Genomic DNA, 15,520 nt, shown 5'->3' with positions numbered 1-15,520 from the left:
TGTCCCGCATATGACGCTTGAATGACGACGCGGCGCCCAGGTCATCGACCCGAGCGCCGCGTTGTCGTTTCAGTTCAAGTTTTTTGCTTTAGCCGACCATAGGCGACGCCGCCAGACCGTCAGTCCGCCAGATCCGGAGGCAACTTCCCGCCGTTCGCCGCCAGCGCCAGCATGACCTGTTTATGCAGCCAGATGTTCATGCTTGCGGAATCGTTCGTGTCGCCGGTGAACTTCAGCTCTTTTGCGAGCTCCTTGCGATGTTCGAGGCTGCTGTCCACGCCGAGCGCTTTCAGCGTGTCGACGATCGACGTGCGCCAGTTCAACGTTTGACCGCTCTCACTCACGAACTGGTCCATCACGACAGCAACGTCGACGTCGGCGAGCGGCGCGGGCGCCGGTGCAGCCGCCGGTGCGGCAGCTTGCGCCGCTGCCGGATCCGGTGTCGGCTCAACCGCGGGCGCAGGCTGGTCCGGTTTCGCTTTGCCGAAGAGCTTATGTACGATGTCACCGAAGATGCTCATTCTGAATCCTTTGCAGATAGGTTACTGGCGCAAGCACATTCCGCTCACGGGTTGAAAACTGGTTGGGAATCGGGCGAATGAAGCAGAGGACACGCGTTGCCATGATCGGCAAGCCGCACTTGAACGCTGGACCGCCCGCAACCAGACTTAACGAGTGTAGGAGAAAAGCGCGGAGCGATGTGTCAAAAAAGGTCTAGCCGGAGGGGCGGAGTTGCAAGCAAATGCAAGCGGACTTGCGGGCGCGCGCGAGGGGCCGGCAAAAAGAGGTGCTGGCAGGCGGCGCGCATGATGCACCCGCTGCGAGAGTTTGGCCGAAAAAGCATAAGCATCGGTAAAGCATGAAATCCGACAGCCGGACACCCGACGACGACGTCTGACCGACCAAGGCTTCCCCGGCGTCGCCGGGTGCCGCTGCGGACCCCACTTGCCGCTCTCAGCCCAGAGCGGCACGATTTGCCCGTTCCGCCGTGCCTATCGCACGACGAACCGGGCGCCCCACCTGCGACCGCCATGACGTTGACAATGCAACCATCAGGGCGGTCCGTGTTACTGCATGATGCGCAATCAAGCTGCCTTGGCTTCGCTGCCCGGCGCTTGCGCGACTTCATAGTTGGCCATGATTTCGAGGGCACGCACCATCGCCGAGTGATCCCAGGCCTTGCCGCCATTCGCCGCGCACACGCTGAACAGTTGCTGCGCGCTCGCCGTATGCGGCAGAGCGATGCCGAGCTTGCGCGCGCCGTCGAGCGCGAGGTTCAGATCCTTCTGGTGCAGTTCGATGCGAAAGCCCGGGTTGAACGTGCGCTTGGTCATGCGCTCGCCGTGCACTTCGAGAATCCGCGACGAGGCGAAGCCGCCCATCAAAGCCTTGCGCACACGTTCCGGATCGGCGCCCGAGCGCGACGCGAACAGCAGTGCTTCGGCCACGGCTTCGATGTTCAGCGCGACGATGATCTGGTTGGCGACCTTGCAGGTTTGACCCGCGCCGTTGTCGCCGATCAGCGAGATGTTCTTGCCCATCAGTTCGAACAGCGGCTTGGCCGTGGCGAAGGCTTTTTCCGGACCGCCCACCATGATCGTCAGCGTCGCTTCGCGCGCCCCGACTTCGCCGCCGGAGACCGGCGCGTCCAGGTAATCGACGCCCAGCGCGTTGATCTTCTTCGCGAACGCTTGCGTGTCGAGCGGCGAGATCGAGCTCATGTCGATCACGAGCTTGCCTTGCGAAAGGCCGGCGGCAACGCCGTCGTCGGCGAACAGCACGTTGGCGACGTCAGGCGTGTCCGGCACCATGATGATGACGATGTCGGCGGCCTGCGCAACAGCGGTCGAATTCGCGACGACGCTCGTCGTCTTGCTCAGATCTTCCGGCACCGGATACGCGCCATTCACGAACAGCGAGTGGCCGCCCTTGATGAGGTTGCGCGCCATGTGCGCGCCCATGATGCCGAGGCCGATAAAACCGATCTTTGCCATGTGTCTAAATCTCCAGTGTTGTTGGGTGTCCCGCGAGAGGACGTCCTTCGGGGCGTCTTTCGGGGCTTAAAGCGCCTGTACCGGCGATCAATGCAGCGATGCGGCGCTCAGGCGGCGGCGTGGGCTGCGCCGCGGGTTTGCCCGGCCACGCTTTGAATCCAGCCGAGGCCGGCGGTCGTGGTCGTGCGCGGCTTGTATTCGCAACCGACGTAGCCGTCGTAGCCGAGCGAGTCGAGCAGATCGAACAGGAACGGGTAGTTGATTTCGCCGGTGCCCGGTTCGTTGCGGCCCGGATTGTCGGCGAGCTGGATGTGCGCGATCTGCGGCAGATTCTTCCTGATGGTCGCCGCGAGTTCGCCTTCCATCCGTTGCATGTGATAGATGTCGTATTGCAGGAACAGATTGTCCGAACCGACTGCGCGGATCACATCCAGGCCTTCAGCAGAACGATTCAGTGCGAAGCCCGGAATGTCGTAGGAATTGCACGGTTCGACCAGCAGCTTGATGCCGGCCTTCTTCAATTCGCCCGCGGCGAAGCGCAGGTTCTCGACAATGGTCGAGCGCGCCTTGTCCGCATCGACGCCGGCCGTCGGAATGCCGACGAGGCAGTTCAGTTGCGGCACCTTCAGCGCTTTCGCGTATTCGATCGCGCGGCCCACGCCTTCCTGGAATTCGCTCACGCGATCCGGCAGGCACGCAATGCCGCGTTCGCCGGCTTCCCAGTTGCCCGCGGGCAGGTTGTGCAGCACCAGCTTCAGGCGATTCTGCTGCAAACGCTCGCTCAATTCGGCGATCTGATACGGATACGGAAACAGAAATTCGACGGCGTGAAAGCCCGCGTCCGCCGCGGCCGCAAAGCGGTCGAGGAACGGGACTTCGTTGAACAGCATGGTGAGATTCGCTGCAAATTTCGGCATGGTGCGTCTGTCTCTCTGGTCGGTCAGTGGAATAGCTTTCGTGAGGCGGTTCGGTGTGGCTGAACCGCGCTCACGTGATGCTCATCGTTGCGATATGCGATGCAGTACGGCAGCTCAGTCGAGCATGCTGATCGCGGTCGGTGCGTCTTCGCGCGTGGCAGCCAGTTCTTCAAACTCGTTGATCGCGTCGATTTCGGTGCCCATCGAGATGTTGGTGACACGCTCGAGGATCACTTCGACGATCACCGGCACGTTGAACTCGGAGAGCATCGCCTGCGCTTTCTGCAACGCGGGCTTCAGCTCTTCCGGCTTGAACACGCGGATCGCCTTGCAACCCAGACCTTCGGCGACCGCGACGTGGTCCACGCCGTAGCCGTTCATTTCCGGCGCGTTGATGTTCTCGAAGCCGAGCTGCACGCAGAAGTCCATGTCGAACGCGCGCTGTGCCTGGCGGATCAGGCCGAGGTACGAGTTGTTCACCACCACATGCACGTACGGCAGTTTGAATTGCGCGCCCGCTGCCAGCTCTTCGATCATGAACTGGAAGTCGTAGTCGCCCGAGAGCGCCACGATCGGACGTTGCGGGTCAGCCGCACGCACGCCGAGCGCTGCCGGAATCGTCCAGCCGAGCGGGCCGGCCTGGCCGCAGTTGATCCAGTTGCGCGCCTTGTACACATGCAGGAACTGCGCGCCGGCGATCTGCGACAGACCGATCGTGCTCACGTAGCACGTATCGCGGCCGAACACCTGGTTCATTTCTTCATAGACGCGCTGCGGCTTCATCGGCACGTTGTCGAAGTGCGTCTTGCGATGCATCGTGCGCTTGCGTTCCTGGCAGTCGGCGACCCATGCGCCGCGGTCCTTCAGCTTGCCCGCGGCCTTCCATTCCTTCGCCACTTCCACGAACAGTTCGAGCGCGGCCTTCGCGTCCGACACGATGCCCAGATCCGGGCCGAACACGCGGCCGATCTGCGTCGGTTCGATGTCGACGTGCACGAACTTGCGGCCCTTCGTATACACCTCGACGCTGCCCGTGTGACGGTTCGCCCAGCGGTTGCCGATGCCGAGCACGAAGTCGGAGGCGAGCATCGTTGCGTTGCCGTAGCGGTGCGAGGTTTGCAGACCGACCATGCCGGCCATCAGCGGATGGTCGTCGGGAATCGCGCCCCACGACATCAGCGTCGGGATCACCGGCACGCCGACGGTTTCAGCGAACGTGACGAGCAGGTCTTCAGCGGCTGCGTTCAGCACGCCGCCACCCGAGACGATCAGCGGTTTGTCCGAATTGTTGAGCAGCGTGAGCGCGGCTTCGATCTGCTTGCGTGTAGCTTTGGGCTTGTAGACCGGCAGCGGTTCGTACGTGTCGATGTCGAATTCGATTTCGGCGAGCTGCACGTCGATCGGCAGATCGACCAGCACCGGACCGGGACGGCCCGAGCGCATCAGATGGAAAGCCTGCTGGAACACGCGCGGTACCAGCGCCGGCTCACGCACAGTGACGGCCCACTTGGTCACCGGCTTGGCGATCGATTCGATATCGACGGCCTGGAAGTCTTCCTTGTACAAACGCGCACGCGGCGCCTGGCCCGTGATAGCGAGAATAGGAATGGAGTCGGCCTGCGCCGAGTACAAACCGGTGATCATGTCGGTGCCGGCGGGGCCCGACGTGCCGATACACACGCCGATGTTGCCCGGTTGAGCGCGCGTATAGCCTTCGGCCATATGCGACGCGCCTTCGACGTGGCGGGCCAGTACGTGGCTGATGTTGCCTGCCTTGCGCATGGCCGAGTAGAACGGGTTGATCGCTGCGCCCGGAACGCCGAATGCGGTGTCGATGCCTTCTTTTTCGAGCACCAGCACGGCTGCGTCGACGGCTCTCATCTTGGCCATGAATGTCTCCTGAATGTCTGGGAATGGGCGAAATAAACGGGTTGATTGCACTTTAGGCCTGACCTAAAGGTTTGATAAGATCAGTCCGGGTCGCTTATTTCGAAACAAAAAGTATGGAATGGCTGGTGGGCCGGCGCCCGGTGTGGTGCGTGGGATCGGAGTAAGCGCTAAAGCGCCAACTCGGATCGACCGCGGTGCGTGGGACCGGAGTAAGCGCTGAAGCGCTAACTCCGATCGACCGCGGTGCATGGGATCGGAGTAAGCGCTGAAGCGCTAACTCGGATCGACCGCGGTGCGTGGGACCGGAGTAAGCGCTGAAGCGCTAACTCCGATCGACCGCGGTGCATGGGATCGGAGTAAGCGCTGAAGCGCTAACTCCGATCGACATAGGAGACAACGATGGACCGGTTCAAACAGATCGAAACCTTCGTGCGCGTCGCGGATGCCGGCAGCCTTGCGGCGGCGGCGCTGGAGGAGGGCGTGTCGCCGGTGATTCTCGGCCGTCGTATCGACGCGCTGGAAAAGCGCCTGGGCGTGAAGCTGATGTACCGCTCGACGCGCCGGCTGGTGGTGAGCGAAGACGGCGCCGCGTTTCTGGAGCGCTGCCGCGGGCTTCTCACCGAGTGGGATCAGGCGGAAAACGAACTGAGCGCCGGGCGGCGCGCGATCAACGGCCATCTGATCGTGTCAGCGCCGGCTGCGTTCGGACGCAAGCACGTCGCGCCGCTCGCCCCGGCGTTTCTCGCCGACAAGCCGGAATTGCAGGTGTCGTTCAATCTGACCGACCGGGTGGTGGATCTGGTGCGCGAGGGCTATGACCTGTCGATCCGCATTGGCGGCGCGGTCGATCCGAATTTCGTCGCGGTCAAGCTGGCGTCGAACCGGCGCGTAGTGTGCGGCACGCCAGACTATTTCCGCCGGCACGGCAGGCCGAAAACGCTCGAAGACCTGCCGCAGCACAACTGTCTCGCGTTCAATCTGCAAGGCGGACAGAACCGCGGCTGGTATTTCCGCCGTAACGGCAAGCTGGCGACGGTGCGCGTGGGCGGCACGCTCGACTGCAACGACGGGGAGTTGCTGCACCGCTGGGTGTCGGAAGGGCTTGGGCTCGGCTGGCGCTCCACGTGGGAAATCCAGCAACAACTGGCGCGTGGCGAACTGGAAACCGTGCTCGACGAATTCGCGCTGCCCGACTACGACATTCTCGCGGTCTATCCGCAACAGCGGTATGTGCCGGCCAAGGTGCGGTATTTCATCGATTATCTGAAAGACGTGTACGCCAGCGCGGATTACTGGAACCGGCCGGCTTATTAGACGCGGCAGACTCAGCAGACTCAGCAGAGCCAGCCGGCGGCCCGGCACGGCGGCGGTCCTGTGGTCCGACACCCGGGCAGAACCGCCGGATTTTTTGCGAATTGCACGCGGCGTGGGGAATAAACTCGGGAGATGCCCGGTTATGTGCTGTACAGAGTGTCACGACGAGCAACATCGCACAGCCCGCAATGCCCTGGAGGGCCGAGGTGGTCCAGACCGATTCAGATCCTGCCCGCGCGCACGGCGAGACCGACGCAGCAAGGAGCCGGCGCTTTCAGCAGATGGCGCTGCCGCACCTCGACGCCGCGTACAACCTTGCGCGCTGGTTGTGCGGCAACGCCAACGATGCCGACGATGTCGTGCAGGAAGCCTTCATGCGCGCGTTCCGCTTTTTCGACACCTTTCGCGGCGACTCGGCGCGGCCGTGGCTGCTGGCGATCGTGCGCCGAACCTGGTACACGGAATGGCGGCGGCGGGCGTCGTCGCACGAAACGGTGGAGTTCGACGACACGATGGACGACGCGACCTTCGACGGCTGGACGGTGGGCGGCACGGACCCTCAGGCGCTGTTGATCCGCGACGAGGATTCGAAACTCGTGCACGAGGCGCTCGCGCAGTTGCCGGTCGAATATCGGGAAGTGCTGATGCTGCGGGAGCTGGAGGAGATGGGCTATCGGGAGATCGCGCTGGTGGCGGACGTGCCGATCGGCACGGTGATGTCCCGGCTCGCGCGGGGTCGCCGCAAGCTCGCCGCGCTGCTGACGGAGAAGCAGGGGGGCGCGGCGGCGCCGCACCGGCCATCGATGTGCGCGGCGGCGCCCGGCGCAAGCAAATCCGCCTCGGCGAGCGTGACCCCACTGCGGGCGTCCGCCAATGGCCGGCCACTCAACACGCCGGGCGGCACCGCCGCCGGCAACAACGCTCAGGAGACGCCAGATGGACTGTAACGAAGCGCGGCCGCTCCTCGACGCGAACGCCGATCACGAATTGCCCGCGCCGGATGCCCGGCGCATTCAGCAGCATATCGAGAGCTGCGCAGCTTGCCGGCGCGAAAGCGAAAACCTGCGGGCCTTGAGCGGCGCGCTGCGCGCGGCGCCTTACCATCGTGCGCCGCAGTCGCTGCGCGAGCGGATCGTGGCGGGGTTGCCGAGCGTCGACGAGCCGGCTGGGGCCACCGAGCCGCCCGCTGTAAGTGTGCCGAGCGCCACGACGCCGCCGCGCGAACCTGCGCGGCGCGGCTGGCTTGAACGTTGGCTGGACGGCTGGCGCGCCCCGCAAGGCGGGTTCGGCTGGCCGGCGGGGGCGGGTGGCGGAGCTCCGGTTGGCTCAGTCGGCGCAGGCGGCGTCTTCGCGCGCGGCTGGCTGGCGGCGCTGGTCCTCGCATTGTGCGCGGTGGCCGCGGGCGTGGCGTTGAACCTGCGCCGGCCCGCGGACATCGGGCCGTTTGCCAACGAACTGGTGGAAAGCCACGTGCGGGCGCAGGTGTCCGGTCGCGACATCGACGTGATTTCGACGGATCGCCATACGGTCAAGCCGTGGTTCAACGGTCGGCTCGATTATTCGCCGCCGGTCGAGGACCTGGCGGCAAGCGGCTTCGCGCTGGAAGGCGGGCGTCTGGACTACCTCGCGCATCAGCGGGTGGCTGTGCTGGTGTACCGTTACCAGAAGCATGTGATCGACGTCTATGTCTTTCCGCAGGCCGGCGCGGGCCGGGACGCGGATGGCGCGGCACCGGCCACGCTCGGTCGCGAAGGCTACTCGATCGCGCACTGGGACGCGGAAGGCATGACCTGGTGGGCGATCTCCGACGCGGCGCCCGACGCGCTCAAGGGACTGGAAGTGGCGCTGAAGGCGCGGCTGCAAAGCGGCAGCGAGCGTACGGAAACCGGCTCGTAGAAGGCGGACGGCGGCTTTGGCCGCCTGTTTCGGCATCGGCGCGCGATCGGGGACCGCCGGGCGGCGCGCGCTGGCGGCCCATCGAGTCACGTGCAAGGGCTGGCCGGCGGTTTCAGGCTTCCCGGCACGAAATGTCGGGTCCGGCTTTGTGGTGTCACAGCCTAAACCCTTGAAAACACTCCCGATTCACGCGCCGCAACAACGGGATATCTTGCAACCCGGCCCTAATCGGGTTACACTCATTGGCTTCTCACTTGCCACACCGGTTCCGACGCCCGGGTGGCTTTAATCCACAAGGAGTGTGTATGCGTCATTATGAAATCGTCTTTATCGTGCATCCCGATCAGAGCGAGCAAGTGCCCGCCATGATCGAGCGTTACAAGAGCACGATCACCTCGCACGGTGGCCAGATCCACCGTATCGAAGACTGGGGCCGTCGCCAACTGGCCTACATGATCGAGAAACTCGCGAAGGCTCACTACGTCTGCATGAACATCGAATGCGACCAGACCACGCTCGACGAGCTGGAACACGCATTCAAGTTCAACGACGCTGTTCTGCGTCACCTGATCGTCAAGATGAAGAAGGCCGAAACCGGCCCGTCGCCGATGATGAAGGAAGTGCAGCGCGAAGAAGCCAAGAAGTCGGCTGCTACGCAACCGTCCGAAGCGCAGGCTTAAGACACACTATTTAAGCTATCAGATCAAGCGTCGCTCTCGACCAAGGTTACATGAATCGGCTGCAACTCACGGCCAGCGTCGTCGAACGCGAACCGGTGCGGTACACCCCCGCCGGCGTTCCGATTGCAGGCTGCACGTTGCACCACCGCACGGAAGTCGTCGAAGCCGGCATTGCCCGGCAAGTCGAACTGACCATGCAGGCGGTAGCCGCAGGCGAGGCGAGCGGTAAGCTCGAAAGCTGTCAGATGGGCGTGGAAACGCTCTTCACAGGCTTTCTGGCAAAAAAGCACCGCAACGCAAGAACTCTGGTATTTCACATCACAGCATTGCAGGACATTGGAAAGGACTGAACATGCCCCGCCCGACTGGTAAGAAATTCGACAAGCGTCGTCAGCAACAAAATCCGCTCTTCAAGCGCAAGAAGTTCTGCCGTTTCACGGCCGCTGGCGTCGATCACATCGACTACAAAGACCTCGAAACGCTGAAGGACTTCATCGGCGAAAACGGCAAGATCACGCCGGCGCGTCTCACGGGTACGAAGTCGCACTATCAACGCCAGCTGGACACGGCAATCAAGCGCGCACGTTTCCTCGCGCTGGTGCCGTACACCGACCAGCACAAGGCCTAACCCGACGACGCGATAAGGAGTCTCCGAATGCAAATTATTCTTCTGGAAAAAGTCGTCAATCTGGGCAACCTGGGCGATATCGTGAAGGTCAAGGACGGTTACGCACGTAACTTCCTGATCCCGAACAAGCAAGCTCGCCGTGCAACGAAGGAAGCCCTGGCTGAATTCGAAGTGCGCCGCGCAGAACTCGAAAAGATCGCCGCTGAAAAGCTGGCTGCTGCTACCGCCCAAGGCGAAAAGCTGGGTGGCTCGACGGTGCAGATCAATCAGAAGGCTGGCGTCGACGGCCGTCTGTTCGGTTCGGTGACGAACGCGGACATCGCTGAAGCCCTGGTCAAGCAAGGTTTCGCAGTGGAAAAGGCGCAAGTGCGTCTGCCGGAAGGCCCGCTGAAGCTGGTTGGCGAGCACCCGGTTCAGATCTCGCTGCACACCGACGTTCTCGTCGATGTGACGGTGGCTGTGATCGGCGAACACGTCTAAGCAGCAAGTTGTATTTGCCAGGATGTCGCTGGCGAAAGGCAGGGGCCGGGTAACCGGCCCCTGTTTTTTTTGTGCCCGTCTTTTTTGTTTTTCCTGCTCGCCGCAGCGGCTCGATTACCCGATAATTCCTCTCCATGAACGCACCGTCCAAAGATCCCCAACTCGAGTCGCTAAAAGTCCCGCCGCATTCGATCGAGGCCGAGCAATCGGTGCTGGGCGGCCTGCTGCTCGATAACGCCGCGTGGGACCGTATCGCGGATTTTCTGTCGCAGAGCGATTTTTACCGCTACGACCACCGCATCATCTTCGAGCACATCGGCAAGCTGATCGCGGCCACGCGTCCGGCCGACGTGATCACCGTGTACGAGGCGCTCGGCACTTCGGGCAAGGCGGAAGAGGTCGGCGGTCTGGCGTATCTGAACGCGCTCGCGCAGAACACGCCGAGCGCGGCCAATATCCGGCGCTACGCGGAAATCGTGCGCGATCGCGCGGTGTTGCGCAGGCTGGTGTCGGTCGCCGACGAAATTTCGGCAGACGCCTTCAACCCGCAGGGCAAAGAAGTCCGGCAGCTGCTGGACGAAGCCGAATCGAAAGTGTTTTCGATCGCCGAAGACGGCGCGCGCGGTACGCAGGGTTTCCTCGAAATCGGGCCGCTGCTGACCGAAGTCGTCGAGCGCATCGACACGCTGTACCACACCGCGAATCCGAGCGACGTGACTGGCACGCCGACCGGCTTTGTCGATCTGGACCGCATGACTTCCGGTATGCACGGCGGCGAGCTGATCATCGTCGCCGGCCGTCCGTCGATGGGTAAGACGGCGTTTTCCATGAACATCGGCGAATACGTGGCGGTAGAGTACGGCTTGCCGGTCGCGGTGTTCTCGATGGAAATGCCGGGTTCGCAACTCACCATGCGTATGCTCGGCTCGGTCGGGCGGCTGGATCAACACCGCATGCGGACCGGGCGCCTGACCGACGAGGATTGGCCGAAGCTCACGCATGCCGTGCAGAAAATGAGTGAAGCGCAGATTTTCATCGACGAAACCGGCGGCCTGAACCCGATGGAACTGCGCTCGCGAGCGCGGCGGCTGTCGCGCCAGTGCGGCAAGCTCGGGCTGATCATCATCGACTACCTGCAGCTGATGAGCGGGTCGTCGTCAGGCGAAAACCGCGCGACCGAAATCTCGGAAATCTCGCGTTCGCTGAAAAGTCTCGCCAAGGAACTCGACGTGCCGGTGATCGCGTTGTCGCAGCTCAACCGCGGTCTCGAGCAGCGTCCGAACAAACGGCCGATCATGTCTGACTTGCGGGAATCAGGCGCTATCGAACAGGATGCCGACGTGATCCTGTTCATTTACCGCGACGAAGTCTACAATCCGGACAGTCCGGACAAAGGCACGGCCGAGATCATCATCGGCAAGCAGCGTAACGGTCCGATCGGTCCTGTTCGGCTCACGTTCCACGGTCAATTCACGAAGTTCGACAACTTTGCCGGCGCGCAGAATTTCTACAGCGATTGAGCGGAGAAGGGAAGCGATAACTGAGACGCCGTTGTAACGGCGCTTCCGGAAGTGCGGCGCGGGTCCCACAACGGTACAATGTGGCGGTTTTATGTCAGCCATTATGTGACCAATTTTCGGGATCCCAATGTTCGGTCGATTCATGCCCACCGAGGGCAAGTTCTTTGAAATTTTCAATGCGCACGCAACGTGCATCGTCTCCGCAAGCCGTGAACTCGAGCTGCTGATCGACAACCTGCAGGACGCCGAAACCCACAAGCAAAACGTGCAGAAAGCCGAGAAGGCCGCTGACAAGCTCACGCACGAAACCATCGACCTGCTGCACAAGACGTTCATCACGCCGCTCGACCGTGACGAGATCCACAAGCTGATCACCACGATGGACGACATCCTCGACCTGATGGAGGACGTCGCCACCGCTATCTCGCTGTACGACGTGCAGGCCGTGACTTCCGAGGCGAGCCAGCTCGCGCATATCTGCACGGCAACCTCCGAGCGCGTGCAATTCGCCGTCAGCCTGCTGTCCGACATGAAGCAGGCAAGCCAGATTCTGAAGGCCTGCGAGGAAATCGACCGTCTGGAATCGGAAGCCGACCGGGTGCTGCGCGCAGCCATGTCGAAACTGTTCCGCGAAGAAGACAACGTCAAGACCCTGATCAAGCTGAAAGCGATCTATGAATTGCTCGAAACGATCACGGACAAGTGTGAAGATGTAGCGAACATCATCGAAGGCATCGTGCTGGAAAACGCATAATGCAATCGATACAACTCGCAATCTGGGTCGTCACCGGCCTGGTCGCCGTCGCGCTGATTTTCGACTTCATGAACGGCTTTCACGACGCGGCGAATTCGATCGCCACGGTCGTCTCGACAGGCGTGCTGAAGCCGCAACAGGCTGTCGCCTTTGCGGCGGCGTTCAATGTCATCGCGTATTTCGTGTTCCATCTGAAAGTTGCCGCGACTGTCGGCAAGGGCACGATCGATCCGAACATCGTCGACCATTACGTGATTTTCGGTGCGCTGGTCGGCGCGATCGGCTGGAACATCATCACCTGGCACTACGGCATTCCATCGAGCTCGTCGCATGCATTGATCGGCGGCCTCGTGGGCGCGGCGCTCGCCAAGTCGGGGTGGGGTTCGCTCAATTTCGACGGCCTGATGAAGACGGTGGCGTTCATCTTCATTTCGCCGCTGCTCGGCTTCGTGCTCGGCTCGTTCTTCATGCTGGCGGTGTCGTGGATTTACTTCCGCACGCCGCCGAGCAAGGTCGACCGGCGTTTCCGGCGTCTGCAACTGGTGTCCGCGGGTTTGTATAGCCTCGGCCACGGCGGTAATGACGCGCAGAAAACCATCGGCATCATCTGGATGCTGCTGATCGCGACGGGCTATGCGTCGTCAATGGCGGACGCGCCGCCGCTGTGGGTGATCGGCGGCTGTTATCTCTCCATGGGCGTCGGCACACTGTTCGGCGGCTGGCGGATCGTCCGCACGATGGGCCAGAAGATCACCAAGCTCAAGCCGGTCGGCGGTTTTTGCGCGGAGTCGGGCGGGGCGATCACGCTGTTTACCGCCTCGTGGCTCGGCATTCCCGTGTCCACCACGCATACCATTACCGGCGCGATCGTCGGTGTCGGCGCAACCCAAAAGCTCAGCGCGGTGCGGTGGGGCGTGGCCGGCAACATCGTCTGGGCGTGGATTCTGACGATTCCGGCCTCCGCGGCGCTCGCCGCGGCTGCCTGGTGGCTCGGCCACCGTTTCCTGTAAAGGCGCAACGCGGGCGGCGACGCCGCCTGCCGCGCGTTCACGTTGTCAGGGTTCGAAAAGAAGCGTGCCGCCTAGATGAGCGGCGCGCTGCCTCCATCCATCGGGACGATTGCGCCCGTCACATAGCTTGCACGGCGGCTCGCCAGAAAGAGCGCGACGTCGGCGATTTCCTCCGGTTTGGCAAAGCGTCCGAGCGGCACTTTGGCCTGGCCGCGCGCGAGCGCTTCCGCGTTGCCGATGCCTTGCTGCGTGGCTTCCAGTTTGACCGCTTCCTCGACACGTTCGGTCAGCGTTGCTCCCGGATTGATCGCGTTGATGCGGATGCCGTAGCGCGCGTAATAGTGGGCGAGGCCGACGGTGGCAAGCATCAGCGCGGCATTTGCGGCTCCGCCGGCAATATGGATATCGCTCGCGACCTTGCCGCCCATGCCGATGATATTGACGATCGTGCCGGGCTCGCCGCCCGTGCCGGCTTTTACCCGTTCGGCCATGCGGCGCAGCACTTCCTGCTGGGGATAGATGTAGGGGAAGTATTTCGCTTCCATGGTGGCGCGGAACGCGTCGGCATCGAGCGTCTCCGGGTCGTAGCGGCGTGCGGCGCCGGCACTGTTGATCAGCACGTCGATCGGGCCGACGGCGGTGCTCACTTCCTCGACGATATCGGCGGCGCTGTGCGGTTCGTGCAGATCGGCGCGAGTCCGGTGTACGTGCAGGCCTTCCTGTTTCAACTGTTCGTAAGCGCGCGCGAGGTTGGCGGGGTCGCGCGATACGATCGCGACTTTCGCGCCCTCGATCGCAAACGCACGGGCGCAGGCAAGGCCGATTCCCTTGCTGCCGCCTGTAATCAACACCACCTTGTCTTTGAGTCCGAGATCCATCGTCATCACCCGCTGTCGAAAGAATACCGACGACGATAGCAGATTGGCGGGATGGTTGTGATGCGCAGGACGGTGGCGCGGCGTGTGATTGCGAGTCGCTGGGCGGCGGCTGTGCAGCGCGTGCGTCGATGGCCACGCTATACGACGAGGTGTGCACGCTAAGGCGGCTACGATATCCGAATTCGTTCGCATGCCGAGCGCGAAGCTCGCTCACGGCACGGTCCGCGCCGTGGCGTCAGAAGTTGCCGTTGGCGAAGCGGGCGATCGGGTCGTCGTTGGTTTGCGTCGGAGCGGGCATGCCGCGCGAGGCCGTCGAAGCCCGCATGATCTGCACGCTGCCGTTTTCATCGGCTTGCTGCGCCTGCCGGGCCTGCCGCGCGGCGACGGAAGCGGGCGGCGGCGGCTCGAACGCGTCGGCGGCGGCGTCGATAGGATCGGGCGCGCGGGCGGTTGCCGTTTGCGGAGCCGTCCGCGAAGCGGTCAGCTGTTGTTGGACCGGTGCGGTGCCGCTGGCGTTATATGCATTGGCTTGTTGAGCGGCCGGAATCGGCGTCGGGGACACGGCGCCCGCCGCGCGAGCCTGCATCTGAGCCGCGCTCATGCCAGGTGGTGGCGGCTCGAACGGATCGGCTTGTGCCGTGGTGCTGACCGGTTGAGCCTCCACGCTCAACGGCGCGCGAGGCACCGCCGTAACGCGGACGATCTGCTGCGACTGCGACTGCGACTGCGACTGCGACTGTGACTGCGACTGTGACTGCGACTGCGACTGAGATTGGGGTTGCAGTGCGCCTGCGGCATAGACCGGCGGCTGCGCCGCTGCCTTCGCCGGCGCCGGTGCGACGGTCGCGGTCGCGGTCGCGGTCGCATAGGCCGGCGCTGACTGCGCCACCGGCGCGACGCGCTCAGGCTGTGGCGCGGCAGCTTGATAGCTCGGCGTATGGAACGGTGCGGGTGTCGCAGCTGGCGAGGCCACTCGGCGAATGCCGTCGAAGCGCTTGGCCCAGTAAGGATTGGTCAAATAGTCGAGCCGCACCGTACCACCGGTAGACGGCGCGTTGACGAAGCGCAGCTTGCCGACATAAATGCCAACGTGCGAATGCGCGCGTCCTGTCGTGTTGAAGAAAATCAGATCGCCGGGCGCGATCTCGTCCGGTTCTATCGATTCCCCGCGCCCGCTCATATCCGCCGTCGTGCGCGGCAGATTCACGGAAGCCGCACGCGAGACCACATAGCGAACCAGACCGCTGCAATCGAAGCCGCTATCCGGCGTATTGCCGCCCCACCGGTACGGAATGCCGACGAGGCTCATCGCCTGAATCGAGATTTCTTCACGGCCGATGCTGTGATCGACGAAGTTCGGAAAGCCGGGCGGCGGAGCATGATATGCGCCGTTCGCCACCACGACCTGGCTGCCCGATCCACGCGACGACGTTTTCTGCGGCGCGCCGGCACAGGCGGCGAGCAGCAGAACGGTCAGCAGCGATAGGGCGAGTCGGCGCATGAAGACGAGGAGAGCGGTAAACGCTCGTTTAATGGCGGACGATTTCGGGATGGTAGCC

16 protein-coding genes are annotated in these 15,520 nt (G+C 63.1%); 10 read left to right on the top strand and 6 right to left on the bottom strand.

Features of this window, described 5'->3' with window-relative positions:
• Window positions 1–119: 119 nt before the first annotated feature.
• The 4 genes from BLW71_RS07485 to gcl all read right to left on the bottom strand — a co-directional run bounded on the left by BLW71_RS07485 (window position 120) and on the right by gcl (window position 4,801).
• Window positions 120–521 carry a DUF3597 domain-containing protein gene (locus tag BLW71_RS07485; RefSeq protein WP_091794589.1) on the bottom strand — a complete coding sequence of 134 codons (402 nt, stop codon included), beginning with the start codon at window positions 519–521 and terminating at the stop codon, window positions 120–122.
• A gap of 564 nt (window positions 522–1,085) precedes the next feature.
• The gene (locus BLW71_RS07475) at window positions 1,086–1,994 is read right to left on the bottom strand and encodes a 2-hydroxy-3-oxopropionate reductase (RefSeq protein WP_091794585.1); all 909 of its coding nucleotides are present in this window, start codon (window positions 1,992–1,994) and stop codon (window positions 1,086–1,088) included.
• A gap of 107 nt (window positions 1,995–2,101) precedes the next feature.
• Window positions 2,102–2,911: a hydroxypyruvate isomerase gene (hyi, locus tag BLW71_RS07470; RefSeq protein WP_091794583.1), complete on the bottom strand. Its 810-nt coding sequence runs from the start codon at window positions 2,909–2,911 to the stop codon at window positions 2,102–2,104.
• Between the two features lie 114 nt (window positions 2,912–3,025).
• On the bottom strand, window positions 3,026–4,801 hold the full coding sequence (gcl, locus tag BLW71_RS07465; RefSeq protein ID WP_091794581.1) for a glyoxylate carboligase: 1,776 nt from the start codon (window positions 4,799–4,801) through the stop codon (window positions 3,026–3,028).
• A 399-nt stretch (window positions 4,802–5,200) separates the two neighbouring features.
• Between gcl and BLW71_RS07460 the strand changes: the two genes are divergently transcribed.
• The 10 genes from BLW71_RS07460 (at window position 5,201) to BLW71_RS07415 (ending at window position 13,083) form a co-directional block, all read left to right on the top strand.
• A complete protein-coding gene (locus BLW71_RS07460; protein WP_091794579.1) occupies window positions 5,201–6,115 on the top strand; it encodes a LysR family transcriptional regulator in 915 nt (304 codons plus the stop codon).
• A 206-nt stretch (window positions 6,116–6,321) separates the two neighbouring features.
• Window positions 6,322–7,062, top strand: a complete 741-nt coding sequence (locus tag BLW71_RS07455) for an RNA polymerase sigma factor (RefSeq protein ID WP_091794577.1) — start codon at window positions 6,322–6,324, stop codon at window positions 7,060–7,062.
• Window positions 7,052–8,011 carry an anti-sigma factor family protein gene (locus BLW71_RS07450; RefSeq protein WP_091794575.1) on the top strand — a complete coding sequence of 320 codons (960 nt, stop codon included), beginning with the start codon at window positions 7,052–7,054 and terminating at the stop codon, window positions 8,009–8,011. Before BLW71_RS07455 ends, BLW71_RS07450 begins: the two co-directional genes overlap by 11 nt.
• A gap of 305 nt (window positions 8,012–8,316) precedes the next feature.
• Complete coding sequence (rpsF, locus tag BLW71_RS07445) at window positions 8,317–8,691, top strand: 30S ribosomal protein S6 (RefSeq protein ID WP_006048823.1); 375 nt, start codon at window positions 8,317–8,319, stop codon at window positions 8,689–8,691.
• Window positions 8,692–8,741: 50 nt separating this feature from the next.
• Window positions 8,742–9,041: a primosomal replication protein N gene (gene priB, locus BLW71_RS07440; RefSeq protein WP_007182110.1), complete on the top strand. Its 300-nt coding sequence runs from the start codon at window positions 8,742–8,744 to the stop codon at window positions 9,039–9,041.
• A gap of 2 nt (window positions 9,042–9,043) precedes the next feature.
• Window positions 9,044–9,319 (top strand): 30S ribosomal protein S18, encoded by a 276-nt coding sequence (gene rpsR, locus BLW71_RS07435; protein WP_007182109.1) that lies wholly within the window; start codon window positions 9,044–9,046, stop codon window positions 9,317–9,319.
• Between the two features lie 27 nt (window positions 9,320–9,346).
• Window positions 9,347–9,799, top strand: coding sequence for a 50S ribosomal protein L9 (rplI, locus tag BLW71_RS07430; RefSeq protein WP_091794572.1), 453 nt, complete (start codon window positions 9,347–9,349; stop codon window positions 9,797–9,799).
• 134 nt (window positions 9,800–9,933) lie between these two features.
• Window positions 9,934–11,319: a replicative DNA helicase gene (locus BLW71_RS07425; protein WP_012432804.1), complete on the top strand. Its 1,386-nt coding sequence runs from the start codon at window positions 9,934–9,936 to the stop codon at window positions 11,317–11,319.
• Window positions 11,320–11,446: 127 nt separating this feature from the next.
• Window positions 11,447–12,073 carry a DUF47 domain-containing protein gene (locus tag BLW71_RS07420; RefSeq protein WP_091794570.1) on the top strand — a complete coding sequence of 209 codons (627 nt, stop codon included), beginning with the start codon at window positions 11,447–11,449 and terminating at the stop codon, window positions 12,071–12,073.
• Window positions 12,073–13,083 (top strand): inorganic phosphate transporter, encoded by a 1,011-nt coding sequence (locus BLW71_RS07415; RefSeq protein ID WP_091794568.1) that lies wholly within the window; start codon window positions 12,073–12,075, stop codon window positions 13,081–13,083. The genes BLW71_RS07420 and BLW71_RS07415 overlap by 1 nt, the downstream gene beginning before the upstream one ends.
• A 71-nt stretch (window positions 13,084–13,154) precedes the next feature.
• Here BLW71_RS07415 and BLW71_RS07410 read toward each other — a convergent pair whose 3' ends face one another.
• Both BLW71_RS07410 and BLW71_RS07405 read right to left on the bottom strand, forming a co-directional pair.
• On the bottom strand, window positions 13,155–13,961 hold the full coding sequence (locus tag BLW71_RS07410; RefSeq protein WP_091800557.1) for an SDR family NAD(P)-dependent oxidoreductase: 807 nt from the start codon (window positions 13,959–13,961) through the stop codon (window positions 13,155–13,157).
• Between the two features lie 235 nt (window positions 13,962–14,196).
• Complete coding sequence (locus tag BLW71_RS07405) at window positions 14,197–15,462, bottom strand: C40 family peptidase (RefSeq protein ID WP_091794566.1); 1,266 nt, start codon at window positions 15,460–15,462, stop codon at window positions 14,197–14,199.
• Between the last annotated feature and the right edge of the window lie 58 nt (window positions 15,463–15,520).

It is taken from the genome of Burkholderia sp. WP9 (genome assembly GCF_900104795.1).
Classification (GTDB): domain Bacteria; phylum Pseudomonadota; class Gammaproteobacteria; order Burkholderiales; family Burkholderiaceae; genus Paraburkholderia.
Note: the sequence above shows the minus strand (reverse complement) of the source record. Positions and strands in the feature narration are given on the sequence as shown.